This is a genomic window from Nostoc sp. NMS9, from assembly GCF_017114995.1.
Classification (GTDB): Bacteria; Cyanobacteriota; Cyanobacteriia; order Cyanobacteriales; family Nostocaceae; genus Nostoc.
The window spans coordinates 1-18,405 of record NZ_JABXKL010000093.1 but is presented as its reverse complement, the minus strand read 5'-3'; the positions used below and the strand labels follow the sequence as shown (position 1 = coordinate 18,405).

At 39.7% G+C, this 18,405-nt stretch carries 20 protein-coding genes and 1 pseudogene; 11 read left to right on the top strand and 10 right to left on the bottom strand.

Translation table 11 applies throughout. The annotated features are described in order from the left end of the window. Window positions 1-135: 135 nt before the first annotated feature. Entirely contained in the window at window positions 136-927 is a 792-nt protein-coding gene (locus HWQ40_RS31545) for an ion transporter (RefSeq protein WP_292785819.1), read from the bottom strand. Window positions 928-1,015: 88 nt separating this feature from the next. On the opposite strand from HWQ40_RS31545, the gene HWQ40_RS31540 reads away from it, so the two are divergent. After that, window positions 1,016-1,441, top strand: a complete 426-nt coding sequence (locus HWQ40_RS31540) for a nucleoside deaminase (RefSeq protein ID WP_292785818.1) — start codon at window positions 1,016-1,018, stop codon at window positions 1,439-1,441. 177 nt (window positions 1,442-1,618) lie between these two features. On the opposite strand, the gene HWQ40_RS31535 is transcribed toward HWQ40_RS31540, so the two are convergent. The 3 genes from HWQ40_RS31535 to HWQ40_RS31525 form a co-directional block, all read right to left on the bottom strand. Further along, a complete protein-coding gene (locus HWQ40_RS31535) occupies window positions 1,619-2,122 on the bottom strand; it encodes an O-acetyl-ADP-ribose deacetylase (protein WP_292785817.1) in 504 nt (167 codons plus the stop codon). Window positions 2,123-2,340: 218 nt separating this feature from the next. Beyond that, window positions 2,341-3,003, bottom strand: coding sequence for a response regulator transcription factor (locus HWQ40_RS31530; protein ID WP_292785816.1), 663 nt, complete (start codon window positions 3,001-3,003; stop codon window positions 2,341-2,343). Further along, a complete protein-coding gene (locus tag HWQ40_RS31525) occupies window positions 3,003-4,268 on the bottom strand; it encodes a sensor histidine kinase (RefSeq protein WP_292785815.1) in 1,266 nt (421 codons plus the stop codon). Before HWQ40_RS31525 ends, HWQ40_RS31530 begins: the two co-directional genes overlap by 1 nt. A gap of 343 nt (window positions 4,269-4,611) precedes the next feature. On the opposite strand from HWQ40_RS31525, the gene HWQ40_RS31520 reads away from it, so the two are divergent. The 3 genes from HWQ40_RS31520 (at window position 4,612) to HWQ40_RS31510 (ending at window position 6,188) form a co-directional block, all read left to right on the top strand. Further along, the gene (locus HWQ40_RS31520) at window positions 4,612-5,130 is read left to right on the top strand and encodes a P pilus assembly/Cpx signaling pathway, periplasmic inhibitor/zinc-resistance associated protein (RefSeq protein WP_292785814.1); all 519 of its coding nucleotides are present in this window, start codon (window positions 4,612-4,614) and stop codon (window positions 5,128-5,130) included. A gap of 200 nt (window positions 5,131-5,330) precedes the next feature. Continuing rightward, a complete protein-coding gene (gene sipA, locus HWQ40_RS31515; RefSeq protein WP_292785812.1) occupies window positions 5,331-5,573 on the top strand; it encodes a regulatory protein SipA in 243 nt (80 codons plus the stop codon). Window positions 5,574-5,630: 57 nt separating this feature from the next. Then, window positions 5,631-6,188, top strand: coding sequence for a peroxiredoxin (locus HWQ40_RS31510; RefSeq protein WP_292785885.1), 558 nt, complete (start codon window positions 5,631-5,633; stop codon window positions 6,186-6,188). Between the two features lie 303 nt (window positions 6,189-6,491). Here the strand turns inward: HWQ40_RS31510 and modA are convergent, their stop codons facing one another. Further along, window positions 6,492-7,301 carry a molybdate ABC transporter substrate-binding protein gene (gene modA, locus HWQ40_RS31505; RefSeq protein ID WP_292785810.1) on the bottom strand — a complete coding sequence of 270 codons (810 nt, stop codon included), beginning with the start codon at window positions 7,299-7,301 and terminating at the stop codon, window positions 6,492-6,494. A gap of 94 nt (window positions 7,302-7,395) precedes the next feature. On the opposite strand from modA, the gene HWQ40_RS31500 reads away from it, so the two are divergent. The 6 genes and pseudogenes from HWQ40_RS31500 (at window position 7,396) to HWQ40_RS31475 (ending at window position 12,800) form a co-directional block, all read left to right on the top strand. Then, a complete protein-coding gene (locus tag HWQ40_RS31500; protein WP_292785807.1) occupies window positions 7,396-7,839 on the top strand; it encodes a molybdopterin-binding protein in 444 nt (147 codons plus the stop codon). Window positions 7,840-7,923: 84 nt separating this feature from the next. Then, window positions 7,924-8,352: pseudogene (locus tag HWQ40_RS31495) on the top strand (LLM class flavin-dependent oxidoreductase); the annotation flags it as partial. 27 nt (window positions 8,353-8,379) lie between these two features. Then, complete coding sequence (locus HWQ40_RS31490) at window positions 8,380-8,994, top strand: carbonic anhydrase (protein WP_292785806.1); 615 nt, start codon at window positions 8,380-8,382, stop codon at window positions 8,992-8,994. Between the two features lie 20 nt (window positions 8,995-9,014). Next, complete coding sequence (ssuE, locus tag HWQ40_RS31485) at window positions 9,015-9,581, top strand: NADPH-dependent FMN reductase (RefSeq protein WP_292785804.1); 567 nt, start codon at window positions 9,015-9,017, stop codon at window positions 9,579-9,581. 441 nt (window positions 9,582-10,022) lie between these two features. Further along, window positions 10,023-11,381 (top strand): FAD-binding oxidoreductase, encoded by a 1,359-nt coding sequence (locus tag HWQ40_RS31480; protein WP_292785802.1) that lies wholly within the window; start codon window positions 10,023-10,025, stop codon window positions 11,379-11,381. 63 nt (window positions 11,382-11,444) lie between these two features. Next, window positions 11,445-12,800 carry a (Fe-S)-binding protein gene (locus HWQ40_RS31475; protein ID WP_292785800.1) on the top strand — a complete coding sequence of 452 codons (1,356 nt, stop codon included), beginning with the start codon at window positions 11,445-11,447 and terminating at the stop codon, window positions 12,798-12,800. Between the two features lie 181 nt (window positions 12,801-12,981). Here the strand turns inward: HWQ40_RS31475 and HWQ40_RS31470 are convergent, their stop codons facing one another. The 3 genes from HWQ40_RS31470 to HWQ40_RS31460 all read right to left on the bottom strand — a co-directional run bounded on the left by HWQ40_RS31470 (window position 12,982) and on the right by HWQ40_RS31460 (window position 16,517). Beyond that, window positions 12,982-14,427, bottom strand: coding sequence for a PQQ-dependent sugar dehydrogenase (locus HWQ40_RS31470; protein WP_292785799.1), 1,446 nt, complete (start codon window positions 14,425-14,427; stop codon window positions 12,982-12,984). A 631-nt stretch (window positions 14,428-15,058) separates the two neighbouring features. Further along, window positions 15,059-15,865 (bottom strand): pentapeptide repeat-containing protein, encoded by an 807-nt coding sequence (locus HWQ40_RS31465; RefSeq protein WP_292785798.1) that lies wholly within the window; start codon window positions 15,863-15,865, stop codon window positions 15,059-15,061. A gap of 10 nt (window positions 15,866-15,875) precedes the next feature. After that, on the bottom strand, window positions 15,876-16,517 hold the full coding sequence (locus tag HWQ40_RS31460; RefSeq protein ID WP_292785797.1) for a hypothetical protein: 642 nt from the start codon (window positions 16,515-16,517) through the stop codon (window positions 15,876-15,878). A gap of 125 nt (window positions 16,518-16,642) precedes the next feature. Here HWQ40_RS31460 and HWQ40_RS31455 point away from each other — a divergent pair, with 125 nt between their 5' ends. Next, on the top strand, window positions 16,643-16,855 hold the full coding sequence (locus HWQ40_RS31455) for a hypothetical protein (protein WP_292785796.1): 213 nt from the start codon (window positions 16,643-16,645) through the stop codon (window positions 16,853-16,855). Between the two features lie 339 nt (window positions 16,856-17,194). Here HWQ40_RS31455 and HWQ40_RS31450 read toward each other — a convergent pair whose 3' ends face one another. Both HWQ40_RS31450 and HWQ40_RS31445 read right to left on the bottom strand, forming a co-directional pair. After that, the gene (locus HWQ40_RS31450) at window positions 17,195-17,569 is read right to left on the bottom strand and encodes a hypothetical protein (RefSeq protein ID WP_292785795.1); all 375 of its coding nucleotides are present in this window, start codon (window positions 17,567-17,569) and stop codon (window positions 17,195-17,197) included. Between the two features lie 99 nt (window positions 17,570-17,668). Then, on the bottom strand, window positions 17,669-18,034 hold the full coding sequence (locus tag HWQ40_RS31445; RefSeq protein ID WP_292785794.1) for a hypothetical protein: 366 nt from the start codon (window positions 18,032-18,034) through the stop codon (window positions 17,669-17,671). Window positions 18,035-18,405 lie beyond the last annotated feature (371 nt).

The window sequence follows — 18,405 nt, the reverse complement described above, 5'->3', positions numbered from 1 at the left end:
TATTGAAATTGTTGTTATTGAACTTGGGTTTTCCTCAAGGGAGATATCCTATAGGAGTGAAAAAGAATATAGAGACATAGCAGTGCTAGATCTCTCCAAGATTGTGGATAACGCATATTTAATTTCCCCAGATGTCTAATCAATCCTGCGACTAGGTAATTTAGTCCCGCACCTCTGACAAAACCCAGCATTTACATCATGGAAAGCTAAACCACAACCTGAACAAACTATTTCTACCTGATTAGCAGTTTTCACCACTTGCTTAATTAAATCTCCCACTTGCCAAGGAATCAATGCAATTCCGGTAAAAATCATCAATACTGTTAGCAAGCGTCCTAATTCCGAAATTGGAATAACATCGCCAAATCCTACAGTTGTCATTGTGACAACAGAGAAATAGAATGCATCCAAAAATGTACCGTAATTTTCAGGATTAACCGGATGCTCCACTTGATAAATTAAGCCAGAGTAAATAAAAACAATTGCAAATAACGTAAATAATATTCGCGCAAAAATCATTCCATCTTCACTGCTGATACTAGCGAATAAAAACTTTCTATCTATAAATCTAATTAATCGTAAAATCCGAAACCATCGTAATAGGCGGATAAAGCTAATATCCACCATACCTAGAAAAAATGGCAGAATCGCCATTAAGTCAATAATCGAATAAAAGCTAAAAATATACTTAATTTTGTTTTCCGCACTCCACAGGCGAAGTAAATATTCCACAGCGAAGATGATGACGATCGCAGTATCAGCTACATTTAACTTAAACCGCATATAATCAGGAATATTATATGTTTCTGCCACAAAAATTCCTGATGATATTAGCACCAAAGAGGCAAGTGTTAAATTAATCGCTTTACCTATTGGTGTTTCTAGGTCTTCTAAGTAAAACTCTGTTTCTTGTCTGCTTAGTAACATATTCGACCATTAATACATCTTAATTCCCAGTTATAACATTAGAAATACGATATTATTAACCATTATCCTTATGTTAACCTCAGCTTATATGAACCCAGAATCTTTTATGCGTTTAGCATTGGCAGAAGCAAAAGAAGGTGATGCACCCTACGGTGCAGTGATTGTTAAAGATAACGAAGTCGTTACCGTAGCTCATAATACTGTGAGGAGAGACAACGATCCATCAGCCCATGCAGAAATCAATGCTATTCGTAGTTTAACAGCTAAACTGAAAAACCCCTCTTTAGAAGGTTATAGCATATATACAACTGGCGAACCTTGTCCGATGTGTGCAACTGCTTGTGTTTGGAGTGGTTTATCAGAGATTGTATATGGTGCTTCAATTCAAGATTTAATTACTGTAAATCAATCACAAATTAATATATCTTGCGAAGAAGTAATCGATAAGTCATTTAGGAAAATCAAAGTCACAAAAGGCGTTTTAAAAAATGAATGTTTGGAATTATTTAAATAAGCTATCAAAAAAATGATTTCTAGGAGTACTCCTTTCAAAGGAACTCAAAAAATATCGTTTTTTCTATCTGTGCCACGGACACTTTACTCAAGTTGGAAAACCTTGCCAAGCTAGTTTCATCCTCTGTGCTTCTATGGTTTAAAAGTATTTTATATAACCAATATTCATTGACTTCTGTCAATGCCTAAGTCCTAAAATATTTGTATATATTCCATAATTTTCTGGGTCATAGCAGCAAAAAATTATTCTTTGTGGACGGCCATTCTTTTGTAGCTGTTCATTGCATATTTTCACTGCCACATCAGCTGCTAAAGCTTTAGGATATTTATAAATGCCAGTACTAATGCAAGGAAATGCCAAACTATTAAACTCTTTATCTGAGGCAATTTGCATACATTTATAGTAACACTGAGCTAGAAGTTCGGGTTCTCCGTGATTACCTCCTCGCCATACTGGGCCTACGGTATGAATGATAAAGCTTGCAGGCAAGCGATATCCTTTGGTTAGTTTAGCATCGCCAATCTTACATCCTCTAAGTGACCTACACTCATCAACTAGACCCGATCCAGATGCCTTGTGTATCGCTCCATCTACGCCACTACCCCCAAGCAAACTAGTATTTGCAGCATTGACGATGGCATCAACTTCTAACTTTGTGATATCACCTAAAATCACTTCCATAAAACAATTAAGCGTAATCAAGACTAATCCACATACTACAATAGTAGTTTATACTACTATACAGTTTGAGCTTCAAGCTTAATGATCGGTCTGCTTAAGGTGATGAGCGATCGCTTGTTTTTCCTGATTTATTCAATCATTTTTTATGATTTATTCATTAATACAAGTACCTTGGTGAATAATTACGTTAGCAACGTAGGAGCGTCATTACGAATTATTTAACTTAGCTCATTTAAATAGGATAAATATGTATTTGCCCAAATCGCAGCTTGAGTGCGATCGCGCAAATTTAATCTGTTTAAAATATTCGTAACATGATTTTTTACTGTTCCCTCAGAAATGTAGAGTTCCTGAGCAATTTCTCGGTTACTAGCGCCTGTAGCAATTAACCGCAAAACCTCTTTTTCTCTAGGAGTAAGTTCAGCTAAACTAGATGGTACAGGCGGTGAATGAGTTGGTGCAACATGAGAAAATTGAGTCAACAGCTTTTTAACTATACCTGGGCCTAATTGCGTATATCCTTTATGAACGGCACGAATAGCAACAGCTAATTCTTCTGATGGTGTATCTTTTAATAAATAACCCATTGCCCCATTCTTTAAAGCTGCGGACACATATTCATCATCATCAAAAGTCGTTAGTACTAAAATCTTAGTTTTGGCAAAACGTTTTTGAATCTCCTGCGTGGCTGCAACTCCATCCATTATCGGCATTCTGATATCTAGCAATATTACATCTGGCTGAAATTCTGCAACAAAATTAATCGCCTGTTCACCGTTTTCTGCTTCTCCAACTATTTCTAAATCTGGTTCTAGTTCCAATAACGCTCTTAATCCTTGACGAATTAAACTTTGGTCATCTACCAGCAATACTTTAATCATTATGTTAACCTTGTTAATGGAATATTAACTGTAATTTTGCAACCAGAGCTAAGAGCGCTATTAATATTAAACTTACCGCCAAGTGCTAAAGTGCGATCGCGCATACTATGAAGTCCAAAACCAGTAGTATTTTGCCCGACATCAAAACCTTTACCATTATCCTGAATTATCAATCGCAAATTGCCTTTAGTCGTAGTGAGTTCCAATTTAACCTCTGTTGCATACGCATATTTAGATATATTAGTTAAAGATTCTTGAGTAATCCGGTAAATAGCAGTATTTATTTCAGGTGGTAGAGAATATTCCAGATTGATTTGATAAATTGGTAATATCCCATTAAAGCGATGAAAATTTTCTGAAAGACTAGCGATCGCATCTTCTAAAGATTGTTCTTGTAAGGGATTAGAACGCATAGTAGAAACAGATTGACGAACATCTTTTAGCGCCTTTGAACCTAATTCTTTTGCAGTTGCGAGAAATGTTTCAGCCTTACCTGGGTTAGATTGCCATAGTTTTAAAGCAGTTTCTAATTGTAGATTTAAAGCAGTCAGAGAGTGTCCTAATGAATCATGAATTTCACGAGCAATGCGGTTACGTTCTTCTAAGGTAGCTTGATTTTCAATTTGCATAGCATATTGACGGAGTTTTTCGTTAGCAAGAGCTAGCTTTTCTCGACTTTGCCGTTCAGACAAAACTGCATTCATCATCAACAACACAAAAACCAAACTTAAGCCAAATACTAGCGACGAATTCAAAATCAAAAATCGATATCGCTCTTGTGCCTGTGGCGATGCTTGAAAATTGAATAACTGATATTTTAGTTGTGTAGTAACTAAAAATAAGGCAAATGACAAAGCTGTAACGAATAAACGCCCATTTAACTGAAAAATCAGACAACTGCGAGTCACTAAAATTATATAGAGAAAAGGAAAAAGCCGAGCAAATCTTTCCCCAAAAAGTCCAATTATTAAAATTAATAAAATTTCAATGGCTGTATATATTACCTTAGTTGTCTGGTTACTTCTGGGTAATCTTAAGCCCATTAACGCAAAAATAATCAGACTATAAATTGATAGTTCTGGCAATATGCTACAAACTGACAAGTCTGGAAATGCACCACAAATTGATAGTTCTGGAGGCTTGGGACGAAAACGCCGTAACGGAGGTGGTATAACAGCTGTTAATGCGGTGATCGCCAGTAATGTCCACTCCAGATAAAGCAGAGACGGAAAAGGATGTTTCTTAATTTGAATTGGACGACTCATTAGTCGCATTGCTCCAGTTAGAAGTGATGAGTTAGGAATTAGAAGTTAATAATTCTGAAGATTTGAGCAGATGCTTTCACCGCTTAAATTTTTTGCTGAGTGAGAAATCAAAAGTAAATTCAAAGAACAAACCCGTTAGGTAATCAGCTAAATAATGACTTATAAAATCATCATAATCAAAATTTTCATAATTTATAACTCCTAACTTCTAACTTCTAACTCTTAACTATCTATTGTCAATCATGACTAAAGTCATGGGTAGAACCATGACTTTCTCCTCATGTAACTACTGAAGATAAGTTCTTATGATAGTGGCATCCAACCAGGAAAAACCCACCAGACCATGAAACTCAAAGCATTATCGCTAGTTGCTGGAGCGATCGCTCTCACTTTAACTGCAACCTCCTTTGCTGTTCACGCTCAAACAGCCTCTCCTTCACCCCTGTTACTTGCACAAACTCCACAAAAAGAAAGAGGCCCTTGGAAAGATTTGGGTCTAACAGATGCCCAAAAAGACCAAATTCAGACGATTCGCCGCGATAGCCGCACCAAATTTGAAGCAGTTTTGACCCCAGAACAAAAAGCAAAATTAGAGGCAGCGAAACAAGCACGTCGGGCTGAATGGCAAGCGCGTAAGGCTCAGGGGCAAACAGGTCAAGGTCAACGGCAACCCGGTCAACGTCGAGGAAAGGGTGGTTTTGCTGACTTAAATCTAACTGAAGCACAAAAAACCCAAATGCGACAAATCCGCGAGTCTGAGAAACAACAGATTCAAGCAGTCTTAACCTCCGAACAGCGTCAAAAATTAGAGCAATTCCGTCAAAATGCTCCTTCACGCCGTCAACAAGGCAATCCTCAATAATCATCTTTTAAAAAAGAATAATACTGATGTCCAGGTATTGTTTTCCATAGTTAAAAATTAATAGACTTCTTGCAGAAGATGCGGAAAGGGGAAAAACTTCATCCCCTTTCCCTTTCCCTATTTATTCCCCTGCCCAATTTAGTAGACTTTCAAGCTAGTTTTGAGTTATGAGTTAATTCAAAACTCCTAGCTTGATTAAGATGTCTAAAGAATTCACAATTGGTAGTAAAGTCTGTGTTGTGGCGCTACCAGCCTACGTCAAAACTGCTGAACCTATGCCCATGTTGCGCCCTCCCAATGTAATTCACATTGGTGAAGAAGGTATAGTCATTGACCGCAGACCCGGTGGATATTGGGGTATTCGCTTTGCTAGAGGGGTCTTTCTCCTAGATAGTCAATATATCGAAAGCACAGATACCCCTACCGAATCTCACTTAGAATAAGATTTTTTGCAACCAAGAATTGTAAACTTGTGTAAAGTTGTGATTTTGGTTTATACCATGATTTCCCGCCGCACTTTTTTAAGCATATTATTTGCCAGCTGTATTTCTATCATCAGCTGGCTGAATTTTACCCCTGCTGCTAATGCTCTTGGTGGTAAACTTCCGGCAATTAATAAACCCGCACCTGAGTTTACTTTGCCAACCAACACAGGTGATGGCAAAATTTCCCTCTCTGACTTGCGTGGTAAATGGTTAGTTCTGTACTTTTATCCTAAAGACTTCACCTCTGGTTGTACTATCGAGGCTCGTCGTTTTCAGCAAGACTTACCCCAATACCTCGAAAAAAATGCCCAAATTATTGGCATTAGTGCCGATGATATTGATTCTCACGCCAAATTTTGCGATTCAGAGGGACTCAAATTCCCCCTGCTGGCTGACACTGATGGCTCAGTGAGCAAAGCTTACGGTTCGTGGCTCGGCTTTTTATCTATGCGCCACAGTTTCATCATCGATCCTCAAGGCGTCTTGCGCGAGACTTTTGTCAAAGTCAACCCAACTATTCACAGTTCAGAAGTGCTGGCACGACTAGAAAAATTACAGTCCACAGCTTCTTAAACTTCAATTAATCAGATATAGCGCTTCTCGTTTGCGTGAGGTACACCCGTAGGGGCACGGCAGTGCCCATACGTGTCAACCTAAGCCTTGGCGAATGGAATTCGCGGCTACACAGGCAAAGTCCGCCGCCGCGGACTAACGGAAAATCAAAGTTTTGAAACCCACGGAGGTGGGTTTTGTTTGTGTAGACGCGGTTTCTAACCGCCTATTTCACGTTAAGTTGACACCAATGGGCAGTGCCGTGCCCCTACACCCCACGATATAATGTTGTACCGCATCTGAATGGGAACCGCTATAAGGGGCTTAAGCCCCTTGTTTTAACGGCACAATAAACCCATATTTTTTGAGTATAGTTTTGGCTTCACTGCCAGATAGAAACTGGACAAATTCTTTGGCAGCAGAAGTATTTTTACTGCTTTTAATTATTGCTACCGGATAGACAATCGGTGAGTGAAATTTATCATCAGCAGCGACTACGACTTTTACCTTGTTGGAAATTTTGGCATCAGTGGCATAAACTAAACCTGCTTCGGCATTACCACTTTCTACTGCTGCTAAAACTTGACGCACATTGTTAGCAAAGACAAATTTCGACTTGAGGCGATCGTAAAGTTTCAATTTCTTCAAGACTTGCTCGCCATATTGACCAGCGGGTACGCTTCTGGGTTCACCGATCGCAATTTTTTTAATCTTACTATCTGTTAAATTGTAGAAGCTATTGATGCCAACAACATCCTGAGCCACAATCAAGACTAGACGGTTATTTGCCAGGTTAGTACGGCTACCTGGTAGCAATAGTCCTTTTTCTTCCAAGGCATCCACTTGCTTTTTGCCAGCAGAAATAAAGATATCCGCTGGCGCACCTTGCTCAATCTGTTGCTGCAACGCACCAGAAGCCCCAAAGTTATAACTAATATTGATATTTGATTTACTTTGTTGGTACAAAGGCTTAATTTCTTCCAGTGCCTCTTTTAAGCTAGCAGCTGCGGACACGAGTATGCTGGTGTTCGACTGTGCTATTACAGGAGAAGGAGGAACCAACGGTAAACCAATTGCTAGCAGCAAGCCAGCGATCGCTATACCCAGGAAGCCAAAAATTTGTCTTCTTTTCATAGAAAAGGCGTTTGAAGGGTTTCTTCCATAAAATTGATGCTAGGTAAAATAGTACCAAAGATACCAACGTATAACCAACTATATCGGTAAAAATATGCCTAGAAAAGAACAAGGGTGGGTCACATTCCAAACTTCAGAAGAGGAGCGGAAGATTTTGGAAGAGTTTTGTGGCCAGTCTCAGCGAACTAAGACCGAGATTCTCCGAGAACTGGTACGTGGTCTTAATCAACACTCTTCACCATCAAACTTGCTACCAACCATAAATACAGATGAGGAAGATATCTACACTCAAATGCCTGAGATAGAAATTAGTTTTCAAAAGAAACCACTCAAAGTTAGCTCTCGCAATATTCTCAAGGGTGTTGTTAAGCGAGTTGTTACTGGAGCCGTTAATAGTGAAGTCACGCTAGAGATTGTTCACAAAGTTGAGTTAACTTCAATTATCACCAGAGTATCGGTAGAAGAGTTGGATTTATCTGAGGGGAAAGAGGCTTATGCCGTTATTAAGTCCAACGATATAGTTATTGCTAGAGAATAGGCTGTGGTGATGTCTCTGAACCATTGCTTGGGGTAGGTGTAGACATCACTATTACCAAGCATCTGGAATTTCATAACCCGCAACTTGGATTATGTCGATGACGAAGCGATAGCTTATGCCCAAAAAGCTTATGCCCGGATGGATTCAGTTGGACAACAGCGGATGACTCAATTACACCACGGTAATCGTGAGGCATTAGAGATTAGCCCGAATCTGTGGGCAGGAGTCGGTTTGGTGCGGGGTGGTGTGGGAACAGCCTTAGTCGGCGATCCCCAAACCGTAGCAGCTAGGATATTAGAATACGCTTCTTTGGGTGTTGAGTCCTTTATCCTCTCTGGCTATCCCCACTTAGAAGAAGCTTATCGAGTGGCAGAACTTCTATTTCCCCATTTGCCCTTAGATAATTTACTCGCAGTGGAGAAGCAACATGTCTTAAGTCCATTTGGCGAGATTGTGGCAAATGAAGATTTCCCTAAGCAAAAGCCTCAAGAAAGAGCAACGTCCATATCCTAGTAATTATGAACTAGGAGATTAACAGCTATGCTGCACCAACAAATCGACCAAAAAATCTCAGAAAAAGAAGCGTGGGCATTGCGTCGTCAGTTGGGAATACCTAACAATAAACGCTTGTGGGTGCTAGCTTGCATGGATGAACGTTTACCAGTGGAGAAAGCATTAGGAATTGGTGAAGGAGATGCTCATATTTTCCGTAATGCTGGGGGGTTAGTTACAGATGATGCGATTCGGTCAGCGATGTTAACTACACAGTTTTTTGGCACAAAAGAAATCATTGTTATTAATCATACCGAATGTGGCATGATGATAGCATCAGGAGACTTACTCAGTGAGGTATTGCGAAATCAAGGTATTGACGTGGATCAAGTTAGTGTCGATCCTGCTTTGCCAGAATTGAAGCTACCAAAAGGCGTTTTTTCCAAATGGATCAAAACCTTTACCGATGTGGATGAAATCTGCACACAGCAGGTGGAATTACTGCGTAATTCTCCTTTAATTCCCCAAGATGTAGTTATTCATGGCTACATCTGGGAAGTAGAGAGTATGAGTTTGCGCCGTCCCTACAAACTTCTCAGTGAGAAGGTCAACACAGCATCAGCGATGAAGACCAAAACTGCAAAACATACTGAACCCGTTTGAGAAATTGGGAGTTTAATTGAATGACAAATATTTTAGCGATCGCAGGTAGTCCAACCCATCCATCTAGAACCTATGGTGTCGTCGAATATACAGCCAAGCTTTTACAACAAGAAGGCTTGCATGTAGATATTATTTCAGTTCGGGATTTGCCTGCTGAAGATTTAGTTTTTGGACGATACGAGAGCCAAGCATTAGAACAGCCAAAGGCTTTATTAGCAAAGGCAGATGGTGTGATTATTGCCACCCCAATTTACAAAGCTGCTTACACAGGAGTGCTAAAAACATTTCTAGATTTGCTGCCACAAAAATCATTAACAGGTAAACCCGTGTTACCAATTGCTTTGGGTGGAACGATCGCTCATTTATTGGCAATTGAATATGCCCTAAAACCTGTCTTATCTGAATTAGGAGCACGGCATATCCTAGCTACTATTTATGCGGTAGACAAACAAATTCAACGACAAGCTGATAACAGCATCCTGTTAGATGAGGAAATTGAGCAAAGACTCAAAGACGTTCTCAAGGAATTTGTTAAAGCTGTAGAATATGATGCCGCAGCGCCTCAAGAATTGGTTCATGCCAATTAAATAATCAAGTTTATACCTCCGTTTGCTCGTAGCAGACGGGTAATTTCTACCCCTCTGCTACCTTTCTCTAAAAGTTAATCATAGCAACATAAATTTATTTTCAGAAATTACACTTTTATAGCGATATTTAAATGAATAGACTACATTTAGCGTTAAGTAAGCATTTAATAAAATTTTAATAATTTATTAGGTTGTTAATATCGTTAGATTATTAGTCATAAACGTTAGAGTTACAAACTACCGCAGGAACTTTATTGTAAATGAGTAGCGATCGCCTAAAGAACAAACTTTCTTTTATTTGGCGCTAATTACAAGCTGGCGTTGCCGCAGCCCGCTGTAGGCATCGCTTTTTATATTAAAGCCACCGTATATTAATGACAATGCGCTTTTTTGGTCAGGTTAGCCAGTAAATTAGAAGTAGGGCGTAAAAAAATAAACTCAATGAAAGCGATGTCTAACGACAGGCCGCAAGGCGTCTGCGCTTCTGAACTTGCATCTATCGTCGGTGAAGAAAATGCTATTTGTCTTTGGGAAAATATCGAACTCGGTCAGCAAAAACGTATCCAACAGGCTATAGCTTCTGGAAATTCACCTAGTTGTATTGTTTATCCCCGCAGCCAAGAACAGCTAGCCGCAGTCATTACCACGGCTCACACAAATAACTGGCGCGTCCTTCCCTGTGGTAGTGGTAGTAAACTCACCTGGGGCGGTTTAGTTAAAGGCATTGATGTTGTAGTTAGTACAAAACGCATCAACCAACTGATTGAACACGCTGTTGGCGATTTGACTGTCACAGTAGAAGCTGGGATGAAGTTCTCCGATTTGCAAGCACTTTTGGCAAAATCGCGGCAATTTCTTGCCGTCGATCCCACAGCACCAGAGTCAGCAACCATTGGTGGTATCGTTGCCACAGGTGATACAGGTTCTCTGCGGCAACGTTATGGTAGTGTGCGCGACCAGTTACTAGGTATTACCTTTGTCCGTGCTGATGGACAAATCACCAAAGCTGGGGGAAGAGTAGTTAAAAATGTCGCCGGATATGACTTGATGAAGTTGCTTACGGGGTCTTATGGCACATTAGGCTTTATTAGTCAACTAACTTTTCGCCTGTATCCGCTAGCTGAGGCATCGGGGACGGTGGTACTAACTGGTAAAGCTGAGGCTGTATCTGAAGCGGCTGATATCCTTCGAGGTTCGGCGTTAACACCAGTGCAGGCTGATTTACTATCAACTAAATTGGTGTCTAGTTTAGGATTGGGTCAAGGACTGGGATTAATTGCTCGCTTTCAAAGTATTAGTGAGAGTGTTAAGGAACAGTCAAACCGAGTTTTGGAAGTTGGGCAAAAGTTGGGCTTAGATGGGGCAATTTTTGCCGATGGTGATGAAGCTAATCTATGGCAAAGATTGCAAGAACGAATACATACTACTGCTACAGAAACAGTAATTACCTGCAAAATAGGAGTGTTACCTACTACTGCTGTGGAGATTTTGACCCAGGTGGAGTTGGGTTTAATTCATATTAGTAGTGGTTTAGGTTTGTTACAATTAGAAAGTAAAAATCAAGTTTTGAAAATCCGCGATGAGCTAGGCTCTGCTGGAAGCGATGCCTACGGCGGGCTGCACCTACGCACTCAAGCTAATAAAGGTTTTTTAACAATTCTGTCAGCACCAGTTGCGGTTAAAGAACAAATAGATGTTTGGGGTTATACGGGGAATGCTTTGCCGTTGATGCGCCGTATTAAGGAACAGTTTGATAGTAAGAATATTTTAAGTCCTGGTCGGTTTGTGGGTGAAATTTAGTTTTAAGAAAACGTACCGCAGAGACACAGAGGACGCCGAAATAGAGAGGGGAAAGGGAAAAATATGCAAGTTTCAAAAAATTCTGTTAATAATACGGCTAGTTTAAAAAATTTAAAGGGGTTTGATGTTAATCATCCACCTGACCCGAAGTTGATTGATAGTTGTGTCCATTGTGGATTTTGTCTCTCGACTTGTCCCAGTTATCGGGTACTTGGCAAGGAGATGGATTCTCCTAGAGGACGTATCTATTTAATGGATGCAATTAATGAGGGTGAAATTGCTCTCAATACGGCAACAGTAGAACATTTTGATTCTTGTTTAGGGTGTCTTGCTTGTGTGAGTACCTGTCCTTCTGGTGTACAGTATGACAAGTTAATTTCTGCAACTCGTCATCAAGTTGAACGAAATTATCCCCGCAGTTTGCCAGACCAATTTTTTCGTCAACTGATATTTTCTCTGTTTCCCTATCCCAATCTTTTACGGGTTTTATTAGTTCCGTTATTGGTTTATCAAAAATTGGGGTTGGCTAAATTCTTTCGGGCTACAGGTTTACTGAATAAAATATCGCCTCGTTTGGCAGCAATGGAATCAATTCTGCCAGAAATTACTCTCAAATCTTTTCAAGATAATTTGCCTACTGTGATTCCTGCTAAAGGTGAAAAGCGGTATCGCGTTGGGATGATTTTGGGTTGCGTCCAACGGCTGTTTTTCTCACCCGTGAATGAAGCGACAGTTCGCGTTTTAACAGCGAATGGTTGTGAAGTTGTGATTCCCAAATCTCAAGGTTGTTGTGCCGCACTTCCCGAACACCAAGGACAAACAGAACAGGCGAAAGCTTTAGCAAGACAGATGATTGATAGTTTTGCCAAGACAGATGTAGATTTCGTGATTATTAATGCTGCTGGTTGTGGTCATACTTTAAAAGAGTACGGTCATATTTTAGAAGATGACCTAGAATATCGGGAAAAAGCAAAGGATTTTGCAGCTAAGGTTAAAGACGCTCAAGAGTTTTTAGCAACTGTTGGGTTAACAACGAAACTTTCACCGCTGACTGATAAACCATTGAATTTAGTTTATCAAGATGCTTGTCATTTATTGCACGGACAAAAGATTAGCGTCCAACCGCGTCAGGTGTTGCGACAAATTCCAGGGGTGAAGTTGAGAGAACCAATAGATGCAGCTTTGTGTTGTGGCAGTGCCGGGGTTTATAATATGCTGCAACCAGAAGTTTCTGAAGAATTGGGTCAGCAAAAAGTGCAGAATTTGTTGAATACTGGTGCTGAGTTAATTGCTTCTGCTAATCCTGGGTGTACTTTGCAAATTACTAAACATTTGCAGTTGCAAGGTAAGAAGATTTCAGTTATTCACCCGATGGAGTTGTTAGATTATTCGATTCGCGGTGAAAAGTTGAAATTGTAGACATTTTTTGTGGGTTGGACATTTTGTCATTGATTTTAAAGTAAAGAGCCAAAACTACGTTTTTACTCCCCTCCTCGTTCCCAGTCTCAGACTGGGAATGCATTCATTGAGTCAGAGACTCAATGTCTGACTAAAGGCAGCACTCCAAAGGACTAAGTAATGCGGAAATACCCAATTTGTTTTACTTGGTAGGCATAGAGACTTCCCAAATTCCTTGATTTCCGCCATATTCCAGAACATAAATCTTATTGCCAATAATCTCAGCATCAATGGGATTACTAAAACCTGTGACAAGGCGCGTAGCGTTAAGTTTATAGTTAGTATTTCCTACTTTAGTTAACTTTAAATGCAGTAGGTCTTGGCTAGCATCTTTAAAAGGGCCTATTAGTGTTTCGCCAGTGGGGTCGCCTGGTGTCCAACTCAACATAAATCCATCTCTGTTGAATTCTGGACTCATTACTCCTTGTGTATCAAAAACTAGTCCTAAAGGAGAACGGTGTGTTGTAAAAGTGCTAAAAGTTTGCCCAAGAACACTGGCATCTTTGATTTTTCCATCTACAGGATCGCGGTAATTATCTGCGTCCGGCCCAAGATTAGGAATTGGTTCAATCAAATTTTCAGTAGGCCGAATAGGAAAGGTTGGATCGTTACGATAGTAGCCTTTTTGGATGGCGTTAAATTGAGGGCTTAACAATCGGTCAGTGGCAGGATTATAATTGAGAAATTGTTGTGGATTGTCTGTCCCACCAATACGCCAAGGAAAGCCGTAATTACCACCTAAACGTAACCAATTTAATTCTTCTGACATGTCGCGGTCTGAGCCATTTTCTGTGCCAAACAAATCCCCATTAGGCGCAAAAGCCATATCGAAAGTATTGCGTGTTCCTTCTGCAAAAATATAGCCAGCTGTCTTTAAAGTTGCTCGATTGTTTGCCAGAAAGAGATTGTTGCTATTACTAGGAAGACGGAGTATACAGGCGGTTAATCCGACTTCGCGAGTATTGGGATATAGACCATCAACAGACTGAACCTCACCATGATCGGTACGAGAACCGCTATTCACATAGATAAATTTACCATCCAGACTAACAACCACACCGTTGAACCGATGGTCATAAGCTGTTTTGCTTTTGGGATAGCCTGCACTCTGAGCTAAAATAGACCAAATACGCTGTCCTGTACTCGAATTAATTACACCTTTAACAATAATTGCTTTAGTTTGGTTTTTCACAAGGTCTGCATTGCCAACTAAATAAATTGTGCCGTTAGGACCAATGGCCATACCTTGAGTTTCACTTAAATTATGATTACTAGAGTTGTACACAAGTGTACTAGTAGAGTAACCTAAATTGACTTGATAAATGTCACCATTTCGTTTGAGGTAATAGAGAGTATTGTTTCGTGGATCTTTTACAATCCGAACAGAAGGAGAGACTGATAATGTATTAATAATATTGCGAACCTTAATCTCGGGGCGCAGGGTTTGTGGTACAACATTTAATCCAGTAGTGCGATGATTTAATAAAACTATTGTAAATAATAGTGTTATTGTAAATAACAGCATTTTAGTAGCAAACTTACTGATAAACCTGCCTTTCACTTGGTTAGATAATTTAGTGTTATTCATAATTTTCTTGATAAAATAGTCAGTTAATTTTGTAAATAACTCTTCATAAGTTCAATATTGATTAATTACAACCGTAAGTTTAAATACACATGCCTTTGCTAACCTAATCAATACCAATACACTGAAAAAATATTAGTTATTGATTTGGTTAGTTGATTATAGGAATAATAAGTAATTAGGTCAAAATTAATCTATTTTAATTACTTATTTTCCCTAGGCTTTTTGATTTTAAACTTTCCTATAATTATTTATTATCATGAGTGAAAGGTTACGTCAAATTCTTTACCAAATCTTAAAAATGCAAATTCTTTAATTTTTAGTACTGTTAGAAAAATTTGTAACCTTTAATTAAGTTTTGTGAAAATATACTGTTTTTCTTAGTAAAGATTACAAGATTTTTTAGCTGAATACGACATTTTCGTTAAGTTAGGTTTCAATATCAATTTTGGTTTGGAAAAAAATACTTTTTCTATTAAAGAAATACATCTGAAAACACATAAGTTAAATTGATAGATTATCTAAAACATTTTGAACTTAATAACAGTTAAGCTTTACATAAATTTTATATACTTCTTGTGGGAAGAAATGCCCCAAAAAATGAATCTAAACGTCAATTTCTTTTTCTTGTAAACTAATAGTGTGTTGAAGCGTTAGGCATAATTGTTTCTTGAAGATTTACGCCGCTGAGGTTAGCTCCCCGAATGTCGGCTCCTCTAAGGTTAGTTCCTCTGAGATTCGCCCCTGCTAGATTCGCGTCTCTAAGGTTAGTCCAACTCAAGTCAGCTTGACTCAAATCAGCTTCACTTAGGTTAGCCCGCAACAAGTATGCACCACTTAGATGAGCCTTGGTCAGATTAGCTTTGTATAGGTCAGCTTTGTAAAGATAAGCCCCTAAAACTTCTGCTTCGTACAAACTCGCCTCACTGAGATCAGCCGCAATCAAGTTAGTTTCAATAAGGTTGGCAAAAGAGAGGTTAGCCCGCATCAACTTCGCTGCACCTAAATCGGCATCTCTCAAGTTAGCGCCTTTTAAGTCAGTGCCAATTAGATTAGCAGATGCGATCGCAGCACCTCTAAGATCCACCTGACTCAAGTCAGCTCCAATCAAATTGGCATGACTCAAATCTGCCTGCGTAAGTATAGCGCCACTTAAGTTAGCAACACTGAAGTTAGCCGCACTCAGGTTAGCTTCATTCAGGAAGGCTTTATAGAGGTTGGCACTACTGAGGTCAGCACCACTGAGGTTTGCCCGCACAAGTAAAGCATTACCCAAATCGACTCTTCTCAAATTTACCCCTTGGAGGTGTGCGCCTCTGAGGTTATCGCCTTGCAAATTCGCAGCGCTGAGGTCTGGTTCAATCTGGGGATTTTTCTTTCTCCACTCAATCCATTTAACTGCACCTGCTTTGAGTAAAGTTAGATGCTCTCGATTTGCCATTTTCTCTCCTTTACTCCTGACGCCCACCCAGAGAATTTACCCGACCAGCGACACTTTCAATAGCTGTTAATGCTCCCGCTGCTCCTGCTAGAATATCCTGTTCTTGTCCACCTAAGTACAGCCGTCCAAAACTACCTACAGCTTGAACTTCTAGAATGTTAATCCTCGCTGCTTTTTCTGCTTCATTGGCAGCCAGTGCGGCGTAAGCAGCAGGCTCCACTTCTAATACATACAGCGTTTGACCTGCTAGTAGTAGCTGTCCCCGGCGCGTGCGATTAATCAGTTGTGTTTGATAAGCATCGATGTTACGGATAATCTGACTAGAAATAACACGCGGTTTCAGACATTCCTCTCTTCGGACTCCCAGTGCCGCTAAAATAGCTTGACCAGCAGCTCTGGTTTCACCTTGGGAGCTAGAATGAACTTCCAATAGTCCGTATAGTCGTTCAACTACCTGTACTCCCGGACGGACAGAGGCAGATTTCAGGGCTATATCCGTAATTTTATTAATTTCGATACCAGGAGAGATTTCAATCCACAGTGATGTATCTCCTGGTAATGGTAAGAAGCCTTGGGCTACTGTTCCCATATATGCTGCATGTTGAGGTTGCAGGTTGTCGAGAAATACGAAACTGCGTAATTCTATGCCCAAGATTTTGCTCTCCAGTCGTGAGGGTAAAATTTATCTATATGCTGCAAGATATAAGCGCCTAACTTGACAATATAGGGTATAAAGGAGCGCAAAATCCCTTAAACGGATTTACACCCGTGTGTCAAATGGCAATTATAGAAGCTAATGCTTATTTAGAAGACCATCGTCGTCTTGGGATAATATCTACTTTGATCGGACGACATAATTTTTGTTTAACACAGCTGCTTTGTAAACATCTTGACCCTTTTACATTACCCCAGTTTTACCCCAAATATTTCCCCAACATCTCCCAACCGGAACCACAAGGATTAGATACCAATGAATATGGCTCTTTCTAGTAGTATGCCAAGCCAAAATTGTTGGGTAGAGGCAGGCAGAGGAGCAGGGAAGCAGGGAAGCAGGGGAGCAGAGGAGAGGTTTGAAAAGTTCTTTCTCCTGTGCACCTCTGCTCGCTACCGCGCAAAGTTTGTGTGGTGCACTACTAGCTCAAGTTGTTTTTCCTAAAGTATTTTCACAAACGCCCGTAACTTCCTCTCCCTATCCTCCTAATCAGGTAAATAAGCAGATATAAAGCTCTAAAAAACTTTGCCGTGGTTTGAGACGGGCTTGACGGACTTTTTCGGCGCGATCGCCAATATTCACGCGGAAGGGCGATCGCGATTTTTCTGGTTTATCTATCAGGTACTGGGTAAGTCCCCTTCAGGTAAGACATTATCTATGCTGAGTACCCACGGTATACCTTTGTCAATTGGAGAACTGACAGTAATTTTAGCTCTATTGGCAAACTGTTTTAAGCGATCGGCAAATTGAGGAACAGTTTTCATGATATCGCGATAACTTTCCATGTTATTACAAATCAGGATCAAGGTCAAAACGCCACTATTGATTTGGAAATACCAATGACAACTCGATAACAAAATCCGTGTCATGCGATCGCAGGCTAAAAAAAAGCTTTTTTTAGTTGCTTCTTCAAGCTGTCTGAATAGTATTTCACTCAGCTTGATTGTTTGAGGTGAAGGCAAATCATCTGGATGTAGGCATGGTTGATTCATAAGTTTTTAGCAAACTCCAAAAGTAACGAAGCTGCGGTGACGATTGGTACTTTTGATTTTTTGCAGATTGAATATTGCGGAAAAATCAGGTTTACTAGGTTATTGTTCTTGAGTGACAATCCACAGCAAGTCTAACCACAACTGGGGATAAGCTTGCTTGAGATTTGAGAGAGGATCGCGCATCAAGTTATTGGCATTCAAGCAAACAACTTCAACTAGCCCCAAGTATTCTGCTACTTCTTTGAGTAGGTTTTTTTGTTCTATTACACCACTAATTAGTCTATCAGGGCAATAAATACCAATGTATTTTGCAGGGCGGATGCATGTTTTTATATTCACTCTTGTTAAGTGAGGATGAGGATTGATTATCTTCACATAACATTGGCTTAACAGGTTCCATACCCGTGGGTGAGTGTGTTCAATAATTACGTTAAATTGCTGGGCTAAGTCTTCTTCGGTAATCATTACTCTCTCCATTACTTTGTTGCTTGCCATCTGTTGCATAGTTTGGTAAATACCTAATTGATTATGCAAAAATTTAAAACAGCAATTCTTTGCTGATGCTATGTGCATATTCACTTTAGTCAAATAGGTAATTTTTCGTCAGGGCAAAATTTACCCAAAAAGCGAAATTGGTTGTTATGTTTTCTACTGTTTGTATTACTCGCCTATCAAGCATCAAAGCTGAAACTAATCTCTAAAACTGTATTAAATACTACGATTTACCAACTTAATTGGTAAATTTTTGCTGCTAGATAAATGCTCTGTTTCTTGGAATTTGGGGCTTTTAAGCCAAGATAGCAGGTAAAAAGTAACCACCCGCAAAAATAATTTGC

What these genes read in the sequence shown, in the direction of transcription:
- HWQ40_RS31545 (WP_292785819.1), bottom strand. Translation starts at nt 927, where the DNA reads ATGTTACTAAGCAGACAAGAAACAGAGTTTTACTTAGAAGACCTAGAA.
- HWQ40_RS31540 (WP_292785818.1), top strand. Translation starts at nt 1,016, where the DNA reads ATGAACCCAGAATCTTTTATGCGTTTAGCATTGGCAGAAGCAAAAGAA.
- HWQ40_RS31535 (WP_292785817.1), bottom strand. Translation starts at nt 2,122, where the DNA reads ATGGAAGTGATTTTAGGTGATATCACAAAGTTAGAAGTTGATGCCATC.
- HWQ40_RS31530 (WP_292785816.1), bottom strand. Translation starts at nt 3,003, where the DNA reads ATGATTAAAGTATTGCTGGTAGATGACCAAAGTTTAATTCGTCAAGGA.
- HWQ40_RS31525 (WP_292785815.1), bottom strand. Translation starts at nt 4,268, where the DNA reads ATGAGTCGTCCAATTCAAATTAAGAAACATCCTTTTCCGTCTCTGCTT.
- HWQ40_RS31520 (WP_292785814.1), top strand. Translation starts at nt 4,612, where the DNA reads ATGAAACTCAAAGCATTATCGCTAGTTGCTGGAGCGATCGCTCTCACT.
- sipA (WP_292785812.1), top strand. Translation starts at nt 5,331, where the DNA reads ATGTCTAAAGAATTCACAATTGGTAGTAAAGTCTGTGTTGTGGCGCTA.
- HWQ40_RS31510 (WP_292785885.1), top strand. Translation starts at nt 5,631, where the DNA reads ATGATTTCCCGCCGCACTTTTTTAAGCATATTATTTGCCAGCTGTATT.
- modA (WP_292785810.1), bottom strand. Translation starts at nt 7,301, where the DNA reads ATGAAAAGAAGACAAATTTTTGGCTTCCTGGGTATAGCGATCGCTGGC.
- HWQ40_RS31500 (WP_292785807.1), top strand. Translation starts at nt 7,396, where the DNA reads ATGCCTAGAAAAGAACAAGGGTGGGTCACATTCCAAACTTCAGAAGAG.
- HWQ40_RS31490 (WP_292785806.1), top strand. Translation starts at nt 8,380, where the DNA reads ATGCTGCACCAACAAATCGACCAAAAAATCTCAGAAAAAGAAGCGTGG.
- ssuE (WP_292785804.1), top strand. Translation starts at nt 9,015, where the DNA reads ATGACAAATATTTTAGCGATCGCAGGTAGTCCAACCCATCCATCTAGA.
- HWQ40_RS31480 (WP_292785802.1), top strand. Translation starts at nt 10,023, where the DNA reads ATGAAAGCGATGTCTAACGACAGGCCGCAAGGCGTCTGCGCTTCTGAA.
- HWQ40_RS31475 (WP_292785800.1), top strand. Translation starts at nt 11,445, where the DNA reads ATGCAAGTTTCAAAAAATTCTGTTAATAATACGGCTAGTTTAAAAAAT.
- HWQ40_RS31470 (WP_292785799.1), bottom strand. Translation starts at nt 14,427, where the DNA reads ATGAATAACACTAAATTATCTAACCAAGTGAAAGGCAGGTTTATCAGT.
- HWQ40_RS31465 (WP_292785798.1), bottom strand. Translation starts at nt 15,865, where the DNA reads ATGGCAAATCGAGAGCATCTAACTTTACTCAAAGCAGGTGCAGTTAAA.
- HWQ40_RS31455 (WP_292785796.1), top strand. Translation starts at nt 16,643, where the DNA reads ATGGCAATTATAGAAGCTAATGCTTATTTAGAAGACCATCGTCGTCTT.
- HWQ40_RS31450 (WP_292785795.1), bottom strand. Translation starts at nt 17,569, where the DNA reads ATGAATCAACCATGCCTACATCCAGATGATTTGCCTTCACCTCAAACA.
- HWQ40_RS31445 (WP_292785794.1), bottom strand. Translation starts at nt 18,034, where the DNA reads ATGATTACCGAAGAAGACTTAGCCCAGCAATTTAACGTAATTATTGAA.